We start from the raw sequence: 18,438 nt of genomic DNA, 5'->3' as shown, positions 1-18,438 counted from the left end.
CTCCTTGTTTTTTAAAACTAATACTGACTTTATGTACTAGCTAGCTATTCATTAAGCTATAACGTTTTACTTGTTAACCTAATAAGCTAAGTGCTGTTTGTGGTAACTGATTTGCTTGAGATAAGATTGACGTACCTGCTTGTTGCAAGATTTGGTTTTTCGTCATCTCTGCTGTTTCAGTTGCAAAGTCTGTATCTTGAATACGGCTACGTGATGCCGATACGTTTTCTTCTATGTTCGCAAGGTTACTAATAGTGTGGTCAAAACGGTTTTGAACCGCACCTAAACTTGCACGCTGTGAGTCAATATTCGCAATCGCATTATCAATAATAGCTAAAGCATCTTGAGAATTTTTTTGTGTAGTAATATCAACACTATCAACAGTTTCGATAGTACTTACAGTCTCTGTTGTTGCCGCTGCCATAGTCGTATCTGCAGACGTTGTAGTAAAAACTTCTGCAGAGTTGAGTTGAACCGAGCCCGCTATAGTAATATCACCAGAGGTATCTACGGTGGTACCGTCAACAGTACCATCATAAGAAACGCCAGCAACATCTGCAACTAATGAAGAAGAAGAAAAGTCAGAAATAACAATATCTTCTCCAGTATTATTTGATACAAACAGTTCACCATCCGTAATGCTAGCAGTCACCCCGTGCTCATCAGTTTTAGCATTGATAGCTTCAGCCATAGCTTCTAAATCACCTGCGTCAGTTCCTGTTGATACGAACGAAACAGTAGGGACGTCATCAGCGTCTTGGATATCAGCACCATTTAATTTAAAACTAACATTAGCATCTAAAGTTCCAGATGTACCAATGCTAATTTGAGCTTCTGTTCTTGCTTGAGCTGAGACACCTGTAGAATCACTATAGCTATTTACAGCCTTTACAAAATCAGCTGCACTTGCGTTCGCTTCAATCGCAACATCCACTGATGCTCCGCGCCCATCAATAGTGAAATTACCACCAGCTATAGTATTGGCAGTACCTGCAACTGAAGTACCAAAACCACCAGCAGTGGCAGCTTGAAGGTTCTGCTGGTTAGAGCCAATTTTGTTAGCTGCTACACTAGAAAGAGAAACATTAATGGTTTCATTAGAGTTAGATCCAACTTGGAAAGACTTAGAACCAAAGCTACCATCTAATAATTGCTGACCACCGAATGATGTTGTTTCTGCGATACGTGTTAATTCAACTTGAAGTGCAGACACTTCTTTTTGTAGTGCTTCACGGTCTTCTGTTGAGTTTGAGCCGTTAGCTGATTGCAGTGCTAGCTCACGCATACGTTGTAAAATGCTTGTAGACTCGCTCATTGCACCTTCAGCGGTTTGCGCCATTGAGATACCGTCGTTAGCGTTACGTTGTGCTACTGCTAAACCATTTACTTGTGATGTTAAACGGTTTGAAATTTGTAGACCTGCCGCATCATCTTTTGCGCTGTTGATACGCATACCTGATGATAAACGCTCCATTGACGTTGCAAGGTCAGAGCCTGAAGTAGAAAGGTTACGCTGAGCGTTTAATGAAGATACATTTGTATTTACTGAAATCATAATAAAACTCCTGATTACTTTCGTAATGTGACTGTTTAGATTTAACCAAGAGCTGTCACAATTGTATGTTCAAGCTCTGTACTGGTTAAGTTAACGGCAGGAGAAAATTTATCTTTAGCGTTATTTTGATTTATTTTTAAAGTTATTAATAAAATAAATATAAACAACTAATTTTAAAGGAAATAATAAATTCACTTCTCCCTAAAAAGTTTTTAATTCACGTACTGCGTGCTATTTATGGACAAAAAACAAAAAAGCACACCTATCAAGATGTGCTTTTTTATCAGTTTTATTAATAGCGTTTATTACTAACCACCTAACAAGCTAATCGCAGCCTGTGGTACTTGGTTTGCCTGCGAAAGGATTGATGTACCTGCCTGCTGTAGTATTTGGTTTTTAGTCATCTCTGCTGTTTCCGTTGCAAAATCGGTGTCTTGAATACGGCTACGCGATGCGGTTACATTTTCTTCAATGTTTGCAAGGTTATTAATTGTAAAGCTAAAGCGGTTTTGTACCGCACCTAATCCCGCACGCTGCTCATCAATATTGGCAATGGCATTATCAATGATTGAAAGCGCATCTTGAGAGCCTTTTTGAGTAGTCACATCAATATCAGCTGCATTTTCTAGCTTACTGGTGGTCTCATTGGTAGTCGCAGCTAAAGATGTATCATCTGCAGTAGCAGTAAACACCTCAGCAGAATTAAGCTGAATACTTCCCATTACTCGTGTTGAGTCTGTGGCAGTACCACTGGTAAGTGTTACTGCGGTATCTGGGTTACCATCATATGAAGCCGCGGTAACAGCTAAAGTAGCAGCAACCGGCGTACCTGTAGCATCAGTCGTTTCAAAATCTTCGATTACGACGTCTTCACCCTGATTGTTAGAGATAGTTAGCACGCCATTTTCAATTACAGCTGTAACACCATGTTCATCTGTACGCGCATTTATCGCTTCAGCCATTGCTTGCTCATCACTGTCTACATTAGCAGTGGCCACAAACGATACTTTTTCGCCATTCAGCTCAAAGCTTACTATTTCATCGGCAACGGTAGCTGCACCACCAATATCAAGAACCGCTTCAGTACGCGCTTGAGCAGTAACGCCGGTAGTCCCCGTCATTTGGTTAATTTTAGCTGCGGCATCTTTTGCTGTGGTGCCTGCTTCAATATTAATAACTGAGTCATCACGACCTGAAATCGTATATGTACCCGCAGCGACTGAGTTTGCAGGTGCAGTAGCGCCAGCCGCAGCAGCAGTACCAAAGCCTGTATTTGCAATACCTTGTAAATTTAATTGGTTTGAGCCAATTTTTTCAGCAGCAACGCTTGAGAGTGATACATTAATTGTTTCGTTAGCATTAGCGCCTACTTGGAAAGCTTTACTACCGTAACTACCGTCTAGTAACTGCTGACCACCGAATGAGGTGGTTTCTGCAATACGGGTTAGCTCAACCTGAAGTGCTGATACTTCTTTTTGCAGTGCTTCTCTATCTTCTGCTGAGTTTGAACCATTAGCCGCTTGCAGCGCAAGTTCACGCATTCGCTGAAGTATATTGGTCGACTCACTCATTGCACCTTCAGCGGTTTGCGCCATTGAAATGCCGTCATTGGCATTACGTTGAGCTACTGACAAACCATTTATTTGTGAGGTTAAACGGTTTGAAATTTGTAAACCAGCCGCATCATCTTTTGCGCTATTAATACGCATACCTGATGACAAACGCTCCATTGACGTTGCTAGGCCTTCGCCAGATTTTGTTAAGTTTCGTTGTGCGTTCAATGACGACACATTAGTATTTACTGTTAATGCCATTTGACCATCTCCTAGGTTTAAACAGAGTGTGGTTCAACACGTTTTAACAGGAACCACTATTCGATAATTTCTAATTATTAGAAAAGCATTTACTGTGCCAACATTGAAATATATTTAAAGTTTTGTTTTTAAACAATTTTATTTGAAGCATCATAGAGTTAACGAAGCGTTAATTGTTTAAGTATTAAAGTGACAAATTATTGCCACGCTGATGAGGGAGGTTTTTGCCGCTTTATGCTAACTAAAGCGGCAAGGTATTTTTGCTTATAATCTGTTTATAAGTAATCAAATAAAGAAAGGTTAGTTAAACGGCCAAATGTAGCCTGTGAGGCTTGCAGTGCGGTTTCTTGTTTAGTGAGTTCACTAATGGCTTCAGCCATGTCTACCTCGACTAAATCAGAAAGGTTGCTTTTGTTTTGAATATCTTGCGCAAGATTTGAGTCACTCACGCTTTCAACCGCATTCATACGCCCGCCTAAGCTCGCTTGCGTGTACACAACTTGCTCACTTGCATTTTGAAGCTGTACTACACCATCGGCTAGTACTTGCTGAAAGTCATCGTTTTCAAGTGTGCCATCATTTAATCCCGTAATGAGCGATTGTAACGTATTAAGCACATTTTCTTTGTGCGGCTTTTCGAGGGTAAAATCAAGCTGACCTGGTGCTGCGCCTTCAAATTCGATTTTCATCCCTGCAAAATCGATTGGTTCATCCGTTACCTCGCCTACTTGTGCAGGGCTCAGCGACACGCCGTCACGCAAAATTTCATAAGTATCAGGGTCGTTAGCGGTAGCGCCTGGTGTTATTACCACATTGTACGTGTTCGCTGTTGCCGCTGCAGTTGGATCTGCATTGTAGTTTTCTTGATGGAAACGGTCGAACTCTGTTTGACCATCGACATAAACCGTGCCCGCTGTAATATTATTTGCAGGCGTAGTTACTGGGATAGCAGCTTGATTATCAGTAACATCAAGTCGTGCATCGCTTTTTTCAAACGTATCAAAACCGTTATCGCTTGATTTAATACTCACCCCTTCAGCAATCGTTATAACATGCTGGCCTTGATCTCCATTATAGGTGTACTCACCTGTTGTAGAGTCAAATTGGTACGGTTGGGTGCTATCTTGGTAGCCTGAAAAAATAAACTTGCCGTCTTCTGAGCGAGTATTCATTAAATTAACGAGCGTTTTTTGTATTTCACTCAGCTCAGCCGCGATTGACTCTAAATCATCTTGAGTATAAACACCATTGCCCGCTTGAATAGCTAGCTCTTGAGCTTGTTGAATATTGGTATTTATACTTTGTAAAATGGTTTCTTCAGTTTCAAGGCGGCCAGTTAATTGGTCAATATTTTTAGTATATTGCTCATTGGTTTGTATTTTATTTGAATACAGCATTCCTTGCGAAATAGCGGCAGGTGCTTCTGAAGTCGTTAAATATTTTTTACCTGTTGTTACTTGCTCTTGTGCATTAGCAACACTTTGTTGGTTATCGAGTATTTTATTAATATTATTTTGATACATTAAGTTATTTGATAAACGCATAATTACCTCGCCGCACTTAATAAGGTGTCAAAAACTTCTTGGGCCGCAGCTAGCACTTGAGCTGATGCCGAATATGATTGTTGAAAGCGTAATAAATTAGCAGCTTCTTCATCTAGGTTTACACCGGAGAGCGACTCATACCACGCTTCTGATTGCTGGGCTAATGCATCAAATGCGCTGGCACTGGTAATGGCTTGACCTGTGACTACGCCAATATCACTGACTAACCCCGAATAGGCTTGATTAAACGTTTCGTGATTATCGGCCGTGGCAGTAGTTACTACATTTTTACGAACTAATTCGCCATTTTGTAAATCAGCGAGTTTTAAACCATTACGGTTATCATCAAAGCCGCCTTCGTTAAATTCAAGGGTAAAGGTGTCTCCGGTGGCAGGCGTGCCTTCAATGTCAAAGTCAAAGCCATAGTTGCTATAAGGTGCACCAGCCTGAGCCAGTATGCCCTCTGCCGGTGGCGTTATAGTAAAGGTTGTGGTGCCATTTGCATCTGTAATTTGATATTCGTTTGCAGTGCCTGTTTTTACTAACGTGATATCACCATTGGCTAAACCAGGGGCGGTGGTAAAGCCACCCGATGTAACACTTGTTACTTCTCCGGCTGAAATAGTGGCAGTGCCTACATTATCTATACTGTTAGCTGTACGAATAGGCGATGCCAGAGCTAAGTCTTCACCGCGGCTTGTCGCAAGGGAAATACTGGTTGCCGCCTCTGAGTTAAGTTTAATTTGAAACTGATCGCCTGTATTACCAGTACCCGTTACATTAATTTGTAAACCAAACGACTCCCCACTTGTAATGTCGTCTGAGTCGATAACACCAGATGGCGGTATCGTCGCTAAAGAAGCGCTGCCTAGTGGCTCGCCTTTATTATCAATTGGCTGAATGCTCACTTCATTTGCATTAGCGGTATAAGTAACAATAAAGTCGCTGGCAGGCAGTTCACTGCCTTTCCCGGCTTCAAGCGTGGCGGTTAAACTGGCACTGCCGGTATTAGCCTGGTATGCATAAGCGCCCACGGTAGGTATGGTAAAAATATCACCGCCTAGCTCACCGTTAGCATCCATACCCAATTTATTTTGCTCGTTGAACGCATCTGCAATTGCCAATCCCATTTGGCCTATTTGGTTTTGTGCTGGTACAAGTATGTCGTCTCTAAATGCGAGTAAGCCGCCAATTTTGCCTTTAAGTTTGCTCGCATCTATTTCAAGCGGCACGGCTTTGCCGCCATTAACGTCAAGCGTCAACTCTTTAAAATTAGGATCGGGGTCACCCGACAGCGAAAACAAGTTAAAGGTCCCGTTTTCCATAACTAAAGATTCACCGCTGCCCATAAATACGAGTTTTTCGCCATTAGGGCCATCGAGTGTTTCTATATCTACGAGCTCTGATAATTCACGAATCGCCAAGTCGCGCTGGTTATAAATAGAGCTTGCGCTTGATGCGTTATTAGTACCATTTACGACTGCAATTTCTTGGTTTAACGTATTTATATTTTGTATAAGTGAGTTGGCTTCTTCTGAAAAAATTTCAAGCTGCTCATTCACTATGCCTTGTTGCTCAAGCACAATGCCTGAGAGCCTGTCCATTTGCTCAACCAAACTTTGCGCATCGGTCATTACGAGTGAGCGAGCAACTGATGAAGACGGCTGATTTAGCGCCTCTTGCACGTTATTAAATAATGAATTTATGCCGGTTGATAAGTTATTAGATTCTTCTGAAAAAATAGTATCAACACGGTTGGCTTCTGTTACGAATTGATCAAAAAACGATTTATTTGACGTATCGCGATTTAACTGCGACTGGGCAAATTCGTTCAATAACCGATATGTTTCGCCGCGCCCTACTTGGTTATCTACCATAGTGGTAAATTCAGTGCGCTCACGAACGTAGCCTTCTGTATTTACATTGGTGATGTTTTTACTGGTCGTTTGCAACAGCTCAGAGCTTGAGCGCACCCCTGAACTGGCAATATTTAATAAACTAAACGACATATTACTTCACTCCTTGGGTAAATGCGCTGGTTGCAATATTTTTTAGCTCACTGCTATTTAGCACTTTTTTTATTTTACTCGCGTAATTAGGGTCGGTTGCATAGCCTGCTTTTTGTAGCGAATCTAAAAATTCATTTGGCTGTGCTGTTTTTTGTAATGCTTCTTCGTAACGTGGGTTTTGCGTTAAAAAATCAACAAAATCGTTCACGCTTTCTTTTATAGAATCGTAAGCTCTAAAACTTGCTTGCTTTTTAACAGGCGTGCCTTGCTCAAATTCAAGCGTTACTTTACTTGCTTTGTCGCCTTCCCAGCTTTTATCTGATTTAATATTGAACAGGTTATTTGAGCTATTCCCGTCGCTTTTATTAATTATGTGCTTGCCCCAGCCAGTCTCAAGAGCCGCTTGGGCGACCATTACAGCAGGGTTTAAACCAATTTTTTCGGCCGCTGTTTTAGCATGCTCCCACACGGCACTCACAAACTCTTCAGCAGTATTGAATGATGATTGCTGTGTAGGCTGTGTTGTGGTTTTAGTTTGAGTTGCTTCACTGCTGAGGGCTGAGTCATTTTTATTTGCTTGCCTTACACTGTGCACCTTTTCGTGCGGCAGTTCAGAGCCTGCGCGTTTATCGCTGATAAAATCGCTCGTGGTTCTAAGTACTGAACCTGGCATAAAGCTACCTTGTTCAGGGGAGAGTTGCTGAACGATTAAATCAGCCAAACCCAAAGACCCATTTGATGAAAGCTCAGAAGAGAGCTGCTGATCGTGCATTTCTTCAAAAAACTTTACGCCGCTAGAATTAAATGGGCTGTCTTCATCTTCAAATGCTTCGTTGGCTTTACGCATCCCTTTAAGCAACATTTGTGTAAAAATAGCTTCAAACTGTGCCGCTGCTTTTTTTAGCGCCGCTTTAGAGGCGTCAGAAGATGCATCACCGCTGTTTAAAGCGTCTTGACGTAAAGTATTAAGGTTACTTAAATCAAAAAAGTTTTGCTTATCGAGGTGATTTGTTTCCATCAGCTTTTTGACACAAAAATGAATAATGCTTTAGGAAATGCAAAAATTAAGCCAAAGGCATTTTTAGAGGAAGGTTTTATTAAAAAGCTCGGCTACATTGCTGTAACACCGAGCTTTTAATGATTTTAAATAACAACAAGTTGCCCGTTAATTGCACCCGCTTCTTTAAGCGCTTCTAAAATAGCCATTAAGTCGCCAGGTGCTGCGCCTACTTCGTTTATTGCACGCACTAAATCATCTAAGCTAACGCCAGGGTTAAATACAAACGCACGAGAATCATCTTGGTTAACGTCAATAATACTTTGCTGTGTAACAACAGTTTCGCCTTCAGCTAGTGGGTTAGGCTGCGTTACATTTTGCTGCTCAGCAATAGTAACTGTCAGGCCGCCGTGGGTTATTGCCGCAGGCTGTAGCTTCACATTTTTGCCAATAACAATGGTGCCCGTGCGTGAATTAACAATAATTTTGGCAGAAGTGTCAGCAGGCTTAAACTCTAGGTTTTCAAGCGTTGATAAATAAGACACTCGTTGCGATGCATCACGTGGCGCAATAACGCGTACTGAGGCAGCATCAATAGCTTGTGCACTATTAGGGCCTACTAAATTGTTAATTGTGCTTTCTAAACGTTTTGCCGTAGTAAAATCTGGACGATTTAAGTTGAATGTAATGTAGTCACCTTGCATAAAAGGGCTTTTAACTTCGCGTTCTACAGTTGCGCCGTTAGGTACACGGCCAACGGTTGGAGTATTAATAACTACTCTACTGCCATCAAGCCCTTGCGCGCCTAAACCACCCACAATTAAGCTACCCTGTGCTATCGCATAAACCTCACCATCCACCCCTTTTAAAAAGGTTTGTAGTAAAGTGCCGCCTCGTAAACTACCAGCACTACCAATAGAAGAAACCGTAATATCAATTGTTTGTCCTGGCTTTCTAAACGGCGGCAGCTCAGCATGAACTGCCACTGCGGCTACGTTTTTAATTTTAGGGCTTTGTGTAGAAGGTAAGGTAATACCAAAACTGTTTAACATGCCTCTAAAACTTTGTTGTGTGTAAGAGTTTTGCTCCCCTGTACCAGGTAGCCCCACCACTAAACCATAACCCACTAATTGGTTAGGGCGCACACCTTCCACCATAGAGACATCTTTTATACGCTCGGCGCTGGCAGAAAATTGCCAGCCTAGCAGTATGATCAAAATAAACGCTTTAATGCTTTTCATACTACTATCCTCTAAAACGGAAATAACGAGCTGCTAAAGAAACGTGTTAACCACCCTGGGCTTTGCGCTTCTTGTGTTTGCCCTTTACCAGAGTATTGAATACGGGCATTGGCTATTCTATTTGACTCAACTGTGTTATCGGCGCTTACATCTTGCGGACGTACAAGGCCTTCAAGCCTAATAAACTCTTCGCCAGTATTAAGTGTTAACCATTTTTCACCACGAATAACTAAATTACCATTGGGTAAGACACGCATAACATTTACAGAAATATCACCCACTAAACTGTTTGACTGATTTGATTTAGAGTCACCAGTGAATGATGAATCACTACCAATACCAAACTGAATACTGTCGCCACCTATATTGACAGGTAACCCCCCTAAGCCAATAACGGGGTCTAGGCTGGCTTCGGTTTCTTTGTCGGTTTCGGTTTTTGCGGCTTTTGTAGCTTGTGTTGACTCTTGCAGCTTAACGGTGATGATATCGCCGGTTCTCAGTGCTTTTTTATCCGAATATAAATCGTTAAATGTATTGGTGTTAAACAACGAGCCCGTTGCAACAACAGGCTCTGCTACAGGCTCTGGGTACATGGGTGCGTAGTATGGGTCGTCTTGAACCACTTCACTGTTTTGCGTAGAAACACAGCCAGTTAAAAATAAGCTGCCTGCTGCAAATAAAATAACATTACGCATAATTATCCCCTGTGCTCTACTATAACTGTTGATTGATATAGCTCATCATTTCGTCAACGGCCGAAATTACTTTTGAGTTCATTTCGTACACACGTTGCGTTTCGATAAGGTTTACCAATTCTTCCGTTACATTAACGTTTGATGTTTCAAGCGAGCCTTGAATAATAGTCCCTAGGCCCTCTACGCCAGGGTTACCTTGCACGGGCGCACCGCTGACGGCGGTTTCGGTGTAAAGGTTTTGACCAATTGGCTCAAGACCAGATGGATTAATAAAATCACTAATTACCAACTGACCAATGACTACATTGTCGGCTTGCCCTGCTACACGCACAGACACTTCACCATCTTGAGAGACCGTAATTGACTGCGCGTCATCAGGTACGTTCATTTCGGGCTGAACTACAAAACCTGCACCCGAGGTAACAATTCGGCCGTCTTCATCGGTAGTAAACTGACCATTACGTGAGTAAGCAATATTGCCATCAGGTTGCAATACTTCAAAAAAGCCATCACCAGAGATCATCCAATCTAGTGAGTTTTCGGTGGTGAGCATATTGCCCTGCGTAAACTCTTTTTGGTTAGCAACCACTTTTGCACCGGCACCAAGCATTAGGCCAGATGGCAGCTCGGTATCTTGTGAAGATCGCCCGCCCGGTTGGTTGATGTTTTGATACAGTAAATCTTCAAAAATAGCGCGGCTTTTTTTGTAACCTACGGTACTGGCATTCGCCAAGTTATTTGAAATAACTGAAATATCAGTTTGTTGAGCGTCTAGCCCTGTTTTACTTATCCACAATGCAGGATTCATAAGTATGCCCTCATTTTAAAGTTAAACTATGCGCATCAACTGATCTTGACGTTCGTCAATCTCTTCAGCTGTTTTCATTAGTTTTACTTGTAACTCAAATTGACGTTGGTGGTTGATCATATCGACCATTTCGTGAACTGGATTAACATTAGACATTTCCAGTGCACCACTTAATACTTTTACATTTGCAGAAGTATCGACGGCTTGCCCAGGTACAGGCCTAAATAAACCATCGTTGCCCTTTTCAAGCTGCCTGCTGTTTCCTTCAACAACGCGCAGCGTGTCTACTTCTTCTAAAAAATTTGCGGGGGCGCCTTGCGGACGAACCTGTATAGCACCATCTTCACTAAAGCTTATTTTTTCAATAGGAACAGGTAGAATTACGGGGCCACCTTCGCCAATAACTTGACGACCATGACTTGTTACTAACATACCTTGCGCAGTAATATTCAGCGTACCGACTTTAGTATAGGCTTCATTCCCTGAGTCATCTTGAACAGCGAGCCAGGCGTTATCGCTCATGGCAATGTCTAAATCTCGCCCTGTTTCAATTATGCCGCCAGAGGTCATGTTAGAACCAGGTCGCTCTTGCATAGAAAACACGCGTGTTGGCAAGCCCTCGCCAAATGCTTGCATTGAGCGCGCTTGCGCAAAGTCAGCTTTAAAACCCGTGGTGTTTGCGTTTGCCAAATTATTGGCTTTAAGTGCAAGCCCTTGTAGGCTTTGCTTAGCGCCAGAGGCCGCAATGTAGACCATTTTGTCCATAACATCGACTCACATAAAAAATCTCTGAGTTGATAAATGCAAAATAGATGCCAGATTAAATTTGACGCAATTTATGAAGAATATTGATAGGACTTAGCTGCAATAAGAATAGCGGCATAGCTACAAAAAAGGCTGCAAAAATGCAGCCTTAAAATTTTAATCAAAAATAAAATTAACTTATCGAATCTGCAAAATACTTTGCTGGATTGTTGAATTAACTTCAAGCGCTCGTGAGTTTGCTTGGTAGTTACGTTGAGCGGTGATCAAATCAACTAATTCGTTTGTTAAGTTAGTATTTGATTGCTCAAGCGCAGATGAATTAATACTACCAAAAGTACCCGAACCTGCTTCACCGGCTACTGGCTCACCAGAGTCAATACTTTGCTTCCAGCTAGTATCACCTACTTGCGATAAGCCTTGAGAGTTTGGAAAACGAACCATAGCCACTTGGCCTAAGAAAGTTGAGTCGCCATTGCTGTATGAGGCTACAATTTTACCGTCTGTACCAATATCAATACCCGCTAAACGACCGACTGTAGAGCCATCTTGGTCAAGTGCTTTTACTTCAAAACCACTTGAGTACTGAGTGGGAATGCGTCCTGCTGTATTGTTTTCATCGCGCCAATTTAACTCAATGCCTGTACTTGGGAAGGTTGCGCCGTTATCAAGCATTGACGATAAACCAGTGCCTGCACCTGCTGGTAAATTAATTTCATCAAATGTAGTCGCGTTAGTATTTGCTATACCATCGGTTGTGGCAGGTAAACCGCTAGAATCAAAACCAAGTGTAGTTATCGGTGTATATGGCGTCGTTGTTTGCTCTGCACCAGATGTACCATCTATTACCTTGCCATCAAGTGTGGCGTAGACTTCCCAGCTGTTATCAGTACCACCCGAAGCGGCATCCTCTTCTTTTACAAAAAAGTATTGCAAAATGTGTGGCTCACCCAATGAATCGTAAACTGTGGTAGACGTTGATGAGTTATAGGTGCCATTTGATGTAGGGTCAAAAGCAAGGCCTGTTGCATCCGCTGTCGCATCTAAGTTAAACGATAAAAATACGTTCTCTGTAGCACGAGGTGAACCAGACGAGTCAGGAATTTGAATCGGGTTTGTAGTACTTAAACTAACGGATGTGGTATCACCTGTAGATGAGTCTACCGGAAAGGCTTGTAAATAATTGCCTTTAGCATCAACCATAAAGTTATCTTGGTTAAGTTTAAAAGCACCTGCACGAGTATAGGTTAAGTCTTGCGACGAAATATCATCGGTCATAGCAAAGTACCCTTCTCCAGTAATCGCTAAATCCAGCGAGTTATTGGTAAATTGCAGTGACCCTTGGTGGAATTGCTGTGCAACCATGGTTGTTTGCACACCATCACCGTTTTTTGTTTTACCAGCACTAAAAACAGATGCAGCATACACATCAGCAAATTCAGCACGCGATTCTTTAAAACCGGTAGTATTTACGTTAGCAATATTATTTGCTGTTACGTCTAAATCTTTTTGAGCGGCAGCTAGGCCTGTAAGTGCGATATTAAAGCTCATAATTCACCTCTAACTTTTGATCTAATAGCCTGCTAGCAGGCGAAATACTTTTAATTGGTTATGCGATCTCTGCGACATCTGTCAACCTAACCGCACCTTCTTTCGTGTTAATAATAATGCCACTAGAACCATTGATATTAACGCTTTCAATGTTTTTGAATGTAGCCACCGGTAAGCTTGAAAACTCGCCGTTGGTACTGCCCTCTGCAGTAATGGTGTATTCACCCTCTGGTAGGCGCTCACCTGCTTCGTTATTGCCATCCCAGCTAAAGCGCACTGCACCTGCTGCTTGCGAGCCCATATCAATAGTCCTAACTAGTTGCCCTGAGGCATCTGTGACTTTAATTTTTAAATTATCAACGGCTTCTTCAGCAACTGCTGAGCCTTTGGCTTCGCCGCTTTGACCAAGCTCAAGCGTATTGGATTCTAATAGCGCTTGTTTACCAACCAGTGTTGATGCTTGCAAGGCAGAGTTTGAAGTCATTGACGAGGCAAGTGACTCAAAATTTGTATTTAAATCTGTGATGCCTTGCGCCATAGTAAAATTAGTCATTTGCGCAATCATCTGATCGTTATCAGCCGGATTACTCGGGTCTTGATACGATAGTTGCTGAGTTAGCAACGAGAAAAAATCTTCTTGTGTTAACGCATCACTCTCTCCATCGCTGGTAGCAACTTGTTGTTCTTGCCAGCGTAGTGAGTCCAAATAAGTTGAACTGCTACTAATATCGTTACTCATAACCTACCCTCGGTTATCGCTGCCCAAGTAACAGCGTTTTGCTTAACATTTGCTTAGCTGCATCGGCAACTTGCACGTTTGTTTGATAAGAGCGAGAAGCAGAGATCATATTTGCCATCTCCTCAACAACATTAACGTTGGGTTTATAGATATAGCCATTTTCATCCGCACTTGGGTGATTAGGGTTATATTCAATTTGTAGTGGTTTGTTACTCTCAACAATTCCCAGCACTTTAACACCAACAGCGGAGCCCTGAGGGTTGCTAGCTGAGGCAGACGCTTTAGTCAGCTCGGCAGCAAATACAGGTTGGCGTGCTCGGTAAGTTTTGTCTTGAGATGAGCTAACTGTATTAGCATTCGAAATATTACTCGCAGTCGTGTTTAAGCGCACATTTTGCGCACTCATACCACTGCCTGAAATATCAAAAACGTTATATAAACTCATAATTATGACCCTTGACTACCGAGCGCTTTATTCAGGCCCTTAAACTTACTACTTAAAAATTGCAGGCTTGCCTGATACTCCATCGCATTCTGTGTATACAAGTTTCGTTCCACCTGTATATCAACTGAATTACCATCGCCTGTATCTCCTTGATTTGGTGTGCGAAATAATTCAGAGTTACCTACAATACGGGTACCGCCAGCAATGTGTTTTTCATTGGTAGTAACCATATTATTGCCGCTTTGCTGAGTTGACCTTGCCGCTTTTAATGCAGAGGCAAAGTCAATATCTTTTGCTTTATAGCCAGGCGTATCAGCATTCGCTATATTTGTGGCAAGGACTTCTGCCCGCTGTGAGCGGATCAACATTGCATGCGGATGCACACCTAATGCTTTATCGAAACTGATAGCCATAACGTTCTCCAAAAAATTGACTTACCTAAGTTAAAGCAATTAATAAGCCAGTAGTTTTGAGTTACGCTATTTTTTTATAGAGGGTTGTTATTTAATAAAAAAACGACGTAAAGAACGTCGTTTTTAAATAATAAAATGATAGGATTATTTTTTTTGATAGATAATTCCGGGGTTGCAACGAACCATATCGAATTCATCACTTAAACCCGTCATTGACTCAGATGCACCTAGAAACAAATACCCTTTTGGGTTGAGCGCTTGAGCAAACTGCTTAATAATTTTTGCTTTTACTTCTGGTGAAAAATAGATAAGCACATTACGGCAAAAAATAATATCAAACTTACCCATAAGTGCATAAGAGTCTAGCAAGTTTAAATGTCTAAAGCTCACCTGCTTTCTGACTGAATCGACAACTTTTGCCATTCCATTGCCGCTATCCATAAAGTACTTTTTACGGCGCTCTGCTGAGAGCCCTCGCGCTAATGCCAACGCATCATATTCGGCATTTTTACACATATCGAGCATTGTATTAGAAATATCAGTACCAATAATTTGTGCGCCCATACTTAGCACACCCGGCTGCTGCGCTTGAAACTCAGCAACCGACATGGCAATAGAATATGGCTCTTGACCTGAAGAGCTGGCCGCTGACCAAATTTTTAATGGCCTACGGAGGTCTTTAAACTCAGGAAAAAGCTTATTTTTTAAAAGCTCAAACGGGTATTGATCTCTAAACCACAAAGTCTCATTAGTAGTCATGGCATCAACCACTGCGGCTCTAAGTTGCCGCTCATGGGGGGCAAGCGTTTTACTCACTAACTGTGATAAAGATTCAACATTAAAACGAGCCATTAGTGGGGCAAGCCGACTCTTTACTAAATATTGCTTGTTTTCGCCTAGGACGATGCCACATTGCTGCTCTAAAAACGAGCGAAATTGATCGTAGTCACTTTGCTGCAAATCTTTACTATTCAAGTTATTAACACCTATTGTTGCTTAGTCACAATGAACCCATTTTTTTACTGCTGTTGCCAGTTCATCTGGGTTAAATTTTGCTATAAAGTCATCCGCGCCGACTTTTTCGATCATCGCTTGATTAAACACACCACTCAAAGAGGTATGTAAAATAACATGTAGCGGCGCTAATTTTGGATCTGCTTTAATTTCTGCTGTTAAGGTATAGCCGTCCATTTCTGGCATTTCAACGTCAGAGATAAGTAAACCTACACGCTCAGTAATATCATTTTGGCAATCAAGCTCGGCAATTTCTTTTAGCCTAACTAATGCTTCTTTACCATTTTTTGCAAGTTCTGTTTGCACGCCTAGTGGCTCAAGCGCTCTTTTTACTTGGTTACGTGCAACAGCTGAGTCATCTGCAATAAATACAATTCGCTCGCCTAAGTCTTGTTGTATTGCACTGTCGGCAGCAAGGTCGGCACTCACCTCTGTGTTAACTGGGCAAATTTCGTTTAAGATTTTTTCAACATCAAGAATTTCGACCAATTCGTTTTCAATCTCGGTAACAGCTGTTAAGTAAGAGTAACGTCCTGCCCCTGATGGTGGCGGCATTATTTTTTCCCAGTTCATGTTAACTATTCGCTCAACGCCGCCAACTAAAAAGCCCTGCACAGATCGATTATATTCTGCAATGATAATAAAGCTGTCTTTAACATTTTCAATAGGTCGACCGCCAACGGCCATTGATAGGTCGATAACTGAAATAGTTTGACCACGAATATGGGCAACACCGCGAATGTATGCATTAGATTTTGGCATACTCGTTAAAGGAGGACATTGTAGTACCTCCCTTACTTTAAATACATTAATCCCAAAACGCTGACGCCCTCTGAGCTTAAATAATAGTAATTCTAGGCGGTTTTGCCCAACCAACTGGGTACGTTGGTTTACTGAGTCTAAAATGCCTGCCATTCAAATCTCCTAAAGAAAACAAGTAATGCGGAACGATAATTGCTTTCTGTTTATAAAGCTACACAACATCGCGGGAGCGTCTACTTTTTGACGCAAAATATTTATACCCTGTTTGAAACCATAAGCATAGTCGAAACATTATGAGTTTGTTAAAAAAATCCAGAAGATACAGTGTTTTTTATTTTCTTGCTAGCCTCTGCTTAGCAACTCCTCTGCATGCAAAAATATTTAGCAAAGATTTATTACAAGAAATAGCGATTTCTCATATTGCCAAGCAAGTTAATGAACCACTTGAGGAAAATGTTGAGATCACCGCGCTTAAGCTCGATAGCCGTATTCCAGATAGAGAGTGTAAAAACGAACCTGAATTAGCTGTGCCCAATGAGCCACCATTTTCACGCCAAGTAACGGTGCAGATAAAATGTAATGATGCACAAAACTGGATTCAATATGTCCATGTAAGAATCGTTAAAATGGCACCCGTTGTAATAGCAACAGAAAACTTGGCACGCGGTGAAGTTATTACTAAATCTCACTTAAGCGTGCAAATGAAACCCTCACAATTTGTGAGAGCACAATACTTAGATGACCCTGTAATACTTATTGGTAGCCGCAGTAAGCGAAATATTAGAAATGGTATGCCGGTTTTACTTAACCAAATTTGCATGGTGTGCAAAGGCGATGCTGTTAATATTTATGCGAGTATTAAAGGGCTTAGGATTAAAACCACGGGCATAGCCCTTGAAGATGGTACTTTAGGTGAACAAGTACAGATTAAAAATAAAAAGTCCGGTAAAATTTTGAATGCACGTGTAGATGGTGTAGAGTCTGTGCAAGTTAATATTTAATTTCGATTTATACTAAAGTATCCTATGTATATGCCGATAACTTGGCATAAGTTGGGTAATATACAGGTTTATTATTATGGTTAATCAAGTTAATGGCAGTAATCAACAAGCTAATGCGCTTACAAACGCTAAACAGCAACAAGTTGATATTAAAAAAGATAACGCTGCAAGCGCTCAAACAGCGCCTACTGCTTCGCCTAAAGCGGCGAGCGATTCTGTGAGCCTAACACCACAAGCGCAACAGTTAAAAACACTGCAAGATAAAGCACAGCAGTCATCTGGCTTTGACAGTGAAAAAGTTGCTGAGCTGAAAAAAGCAATTACCGAAGGTAAATACCAAATTGATGCTGAAAAGCTGACTAAAAACTTAGCTGATTTTGAGTTTAACGTATATGGCTGATCACAATAGTTTAATTAGCGTTAAATTAAATGAACAAGTTAAATGCTTGGATTCATTGTATACGTTATTAAACGAAGAGCTTAGTATTATTGCTTCTCGAAGAGGTGAAGGTTTAAAAGAGCTTGCCCAACAAAAAATGTCTTTTTTAACTAAGCTCACGCAGCTCGATAAAGAGTTGAATAAACTTTTTGCTGCAAATGATGAAAATGCCCCTGAAGTAACTGAACGCATTGCGCAAGTTAAAGCGCAGTTAGCGCAGTGCCAAAAACAAAATAAAGTAAACTCACATGCCGCCCGCCAAGCACACTTAAGTGTAAAGCAATTAAAAGATATTTTAATTGGCGCCCCAACTAGTATGACTTACGACCAAGGCGGTAGCGTGGTTAATACCGACAGTAAGCTAGTTCGTAACCTAAAAGCTTAATTGCTTTTATCTACCCTAATTTATAAAAAAAGCCCTTATTGAAGTTTCAATAAGGGCTTTTTTAGGTTTACTAATTAGCACAAAATAATAACCATACTTTTGATTAAGTGAGTTTTAGAAACCCACTTCAGCTATTTAACTGAAGTGGGTTAGTCATTTAAATATCTGTTTGGTTATTACCATTTTCAATTAAGTGCTTAATCATTTCCTCTGATTGATTTTGAACATCAACGGCTGGCGCTGCTTCATCGGCACTTCCGCCAC

At 41.3% G+C, this 18,438-nt stretch carries 18 protein-coding genes; 3 read left to right on the top strand and 15 right to left on the bottom strand.

Features of this window, described 5'->3' with window-relative positions:
* Nucleotides 1-73: 73 nt before the first annotated feature.
* The 15 genes from AABI99_RS02360 to AABI99_RS02290 all read right to left on the bottom strand — a co-directional run bounded on the left by AABI99_RS02360 (nt 74) and on the right by AABI99_RS02290 (nt 16,502).
* Entirely contained in the window at nt 74-1,555 is a 1,482-nt protein-coding gene (locus AABI99_RS02360; RefSeq protein ID WP_338363073.1) for a flagellin, read from the bottom strand.
* 308 nt (nt 1,556-1,863) lie between these two features.
* Nucleotides 1,864-3,369: a flagellin gene (locus tag AABI99_RS02355; RefSeq protein WP_338363072.1), complete on the bottom strand. Its 1,506-nt coding sequence runs from the start codon at nt 3,367-3,369 to the stop codon at nt 1,864-1,866.
* 275 nt (nt 3,370-3,644) lie between these two features.
* Nucleotides 3,645-4,913: a flagellar hook-associated protein FlgL gene (flgL, locus tag AABI99_RS02350; protein WP_338363071.1), complete on the bottom strand. Its 1,269-nt coding sequence runs from the start codon at nt 4,911-4,913 to the stop codon at nt 3,645-3,647.
* Nucleotides 4,914-4,915: 2 nt separating this feature from the next.
* Nucleotides 4,916-6,922 (bottom strand): flagellar hook-associated protein FlgK, encoded by a 2,007-nt coding sequence (gene flgK / locus AABI99_RS02345; protein WP_338363070.1) that lies wholly within the window; start codon nt 6,920-6,922, stop codon nt 4,916-4,918.
* A 1-nt stretch (nt 6,923) separates the two neighbouring features.
* Nucleotides 6,924-7,940 (bottom strand): flagellar assembly peptidoglycan hydrolase FlgJ, encoded by a 1,017-nt coding sequence (gene flgJ, locus AABI99_RS02340; protein WP_338363069.1) that lies wholly within the window; start codon nt 7,938-7,940, stop codon nt 6,924-6,926.
* Nucleotides 7,941-8,065: 125 nt separating this feature from the next.
* Nucleotides 8,066-9,160 (bottom strand): flagellar basal body P-ring protein FlgI, encoded by a 1,095-nt coding sequence (locus AABI99_RS02335; protein WP_338363068.1) that lies wholly within the window; start codon nt 9,158-9,160, stop codon nt 8,066-8,068.
* Between the two features lie 11 nt (nt 9,161-9,171).
* On the bottom strand, nt 9,172-9,855 hold the full coding sequence (flgH, locus tag AABI99_RS02330) for a flagellar basal body L-ring protein FlgH (RefSeq protein ID WP_338363067.1): 684 nt from the start codon (nt 9,853-9,855) through the stop codon (nt 9,172-9,174).
* Between the two features lie 19 nt (nt 9,856-9,874).
* Nucleotides 9,875-10,663 (bottom strand): flagellar basal-body rod protein FlgG, encoded by a 789-nt coding sequence (flgG, locus tag AABI99_RS02325; protein ID WP_338363066.1) that lies wholly within the window; start codon nt 10,661-10,663, stop codon nt 9,875-9,877.
* 21 nt (nt 10,664-10,684) lie between these two features.
* Nucleotides 10,685-11,428, bottom strand: coding sequence for a flagellar basal body rod protein FlgF (locus AABI99_RS02320; protein ID WP_126007876.1), 744 nt, complete (start codon nt 11,426-11,428; stop codon nt 10,685-10,687).
* 177 nt (nt 11,429-11,605) lie between these two features.
* Complete coding sequence (gene flgE / locus AABI99_RS02315; RefSeq protein ID WP_338363065.1) at nt 11,606-12,976, bottom strand: flagellar hook protein FlgE; 1,371 nt, start codon at nt 12,974-12,976, stop codon at nt 11,606-11,608.
* 58 nt (nt 12,977-13,034) lie between these two features.
* Nucleotides 13,035-13,715 (bottom strand): flagellar hook assembly protein FlgD, encoded by a 681-nt coding sequence (locus AABI99_RS02310; RefSeq protein WP_338363064.1) that lies wholly within the window; start codon nt 13,713-13,715, stop codon nt 13,035-13,037.
* A 13-nt stretch (nt 13,716-13,728) separates the two neighbouring features.
* Nucleotides 13,729-14,160: a flagellar basal body rod protein FlgC gene (flgC, locus tag AABI99_RS02305; protein ID WP_338363063.1), complete on the bottom strand. Its 432-nt coding sequence runs from the start codon at nt 14,158-14,160 to the stop codon at nt 13,729-13,731.
* Nucleotides 14,161-14,162: 2 nt separating this feature from the next.
* The gene (gene flgB, locus AABI99_RS02300; RefSeq protein WP_338363062.1) at nt 14,163-14,573 is read right to left on the bottom strand and encodes a flagellar basal body rod protein FlgB; all 411 of its coding nucleotides are present in this window, start codon (nt 14,571-14,573) and stop codon (nt 14,163-14,165) included.
* Nucleotides 14,574-14,717: 144 nt separating this feature from the next.
* A complete protein-coding gene (locus tag AABI99_RS02295; protein ID WP_338363061.1) occupies nt 14,718-15,548 on the bottom strand; it encodes a protein-glutamate O-methyltransferase CheR in 831 nt (276 codons plus the stop codon).
* A gap of 21 nt (nt 15,549-15,569) precedes the next feature.
* Nucleotides 15,570-16,502, bottom strand: coding sequence for a chemotaxis protein CheV (locus AABI99_RS02290; protein WP_338363060.1), 933 nt, complete (start codon nt 16,500-16,502; stop codon nt 15,570-15,572).
* Nucleotides 16,503-16,642: 140 nt separating this feature from the next.
* On the opposite strand from AABI99_RS02290, the gene flgA reads away from it, so the two are divergent.
* The 3 genes from flgA (at nt 16,643) to AABI99_RS02275 (ending at nt 18,174) form a co-directional block, all read left to right on the top strand.
* Nucleotides 16,643-17,350, top strand: coding sequence for a flagellar basal body P-ring formation chaperone FlgA (flgA, locus tag AABI99_RS02285; protein WP_338363059.1), 708 nt, complete (start codon nt 16,643-16,645; stop codon nt 17,348-17,350).
* A gap of 76 nt (nt 17,351-17,426) precedes the next feature.
* Nucleotides 17,427-17,750 (top strand): flagellar biosynthesis anti-sigma factor FlgM, encoded by a 324-nt coding sequence (gene flgM / locus AABI99_RS02280; protein ID WP_338363058.1) that lies wholly within the window; start codon nt 17,427-17,429, stop codon nt 17,748-17,750.
* Complete coding sequence (locus tag AABI99_RS02275) at nt 17,743-18,174, top strand: flagellar protein FlgN (RefSeq protein WP_338363057.1); 432 nt, start codon at nt 17,743-17,745, stop codon at nt 18,172-18,174. Before flgM ends, AABI99_RS02275 begins: the two co-directional genes overlap by 8 nt.
* The last annotated feature ends 264 nt before the right edge of the window (nt 18,175-18,438 follow it).

It is taken from the genome of uncultured Pseudoalteromonas sp., assembly GCF_963922945.1.
Lineage (GTDB): Bacteria > Pseudomonadota > Gammaproteobacteria > Enterobacterales > Alteromonadaceae > Pseudoalteromonas.
Note: the sequence above shows the minus strand (reverse complement) of the source record. Positions and strands in the feature narration are given on the sequence as shown.

What these genes read in the sequence shown, in the direction of transcription:
- flgB (WP_338363062.1), bottom strand. Translation starts at nt 14,573, where the DNA reads ATGGCTATCAGTTTCGATAAAGCATTAGGTGTGCATCCGCATGCAATG.
- AABI99_RS02320 (WP_126007876.1), bottom strand. Translation starts at nt 11,428, where the DNA reads ATGGACAAAATGGTCTACATTGCGGCCTCTGGCGCTAAGCAAAGCCTA.
- AABI99_RS02335 (WP_338363068.1), bottom strand. Translation starts at nt 9,160, where the DNA reads ATGAAAAGCATTAAAGCGTTTATTTTGATCATACTGCTAGGCTGGCAA.
- flgC (WP_338363063.1), bottom strand. Translation starts at nt 14,160, where the DNA reads ATGAGTTTATATAACGTTTTTGATATTTCAGGCAGTGGTATGAGTGCG.
- AABI99_RS02360 (WP_338363073.1), bottom strand. Translation starts at nt 1,555, where the DNA reads ATGATTTCAGTAAATACAAATGTATCTTCATTAAACGCTCAGCGTAAC.
- AABI99_RS02355 (WP_338363072.1), bottom strand. Translation starts at nt 3,369, where the DNA reads ATGGCATTAACAGTAAATACTAATGTGTCGTCATTGAACGCACAACGA.
- AABI99_RS02275 (WP_338363057.1), top strand. Translation starts at nt 17,743, where the DNA reads ATGGCTGATCACAATAGTTTAATTAGCGTTAAATTAAATGAACAAGTT.
- flgA (WP_338363059.1), top strand. Translation starts at nt 16,643, where the DNA reads ATGAGTTTGTTAAAAAAATCCAGAAGATACAGTGTTTTTTATTTTCTT.
- flgL (WP_338363071.1), bottom strand. Translation starts at nt 4,913, where the DNA reads ATGCGTTTATCAAATAACTTAATGTATCAAAATAATATTAATAAAATA.
- flgM (WP_338363058.1), top strand. Translation starts at nt 17,427, where the DNA reads ATGGTTAATCAAGTTAATGGCAGTAATCAACAAGCTAATGCGCTTACA.
- flgJ (WP_338363069.1), bottom strand. Translation starts at nt 7,940, where the DNA reads ATGGAAACAAATCACCTCGATAAGCAAAACTTTTTTGATTTAAGTAAC.
- flgK (WP_338363070.1), bottom strand. Translation starts at nt 6,922, where the DNA reads ATGTCGTTTAGTTTATTAAATATTGCCAGTTCAGGGGTGCGCTCAAGC.
- AABI99_RS02310 (WP_338363064.1), bottom strand. Translation starts at nt 13,715, where the DNA reads ATGAGTAACGATATTAGTAGCAGTTCAACTTATTTGGACTCACTACGC.
- flgG (WP_338363066.1), bottom strand. Translation starts at nt 10,663, where the DNA reads ATGAATCCTGCATTGTGGATAAGTAAAACAGGGCTAGACGCTCAACAA.
- AABI99_RS02290 (WP_338363060.1), bottom strand. Translation starts at nt 16,502, where the DNA reads ATGGCAGGCATTTTAGACTCAGTAAACCAACGTACCCAGTTGGTTGGG.
- flgH (WP_338363067.1), bottom strand. Translation starts at nt 9,855, where the DNA reads ATGCGTAATGTTATTTTATTTGCAGCAGGCAGCTTATTTTTAACTGGC.
- flgE (WP_338363065.1), bottom strand. Translation starts at nt 12,976, where the DNA reads ATGAGCTTTAATATCGCACTTACAGGCCTAGCTGCCGCTCAAAAAGAT.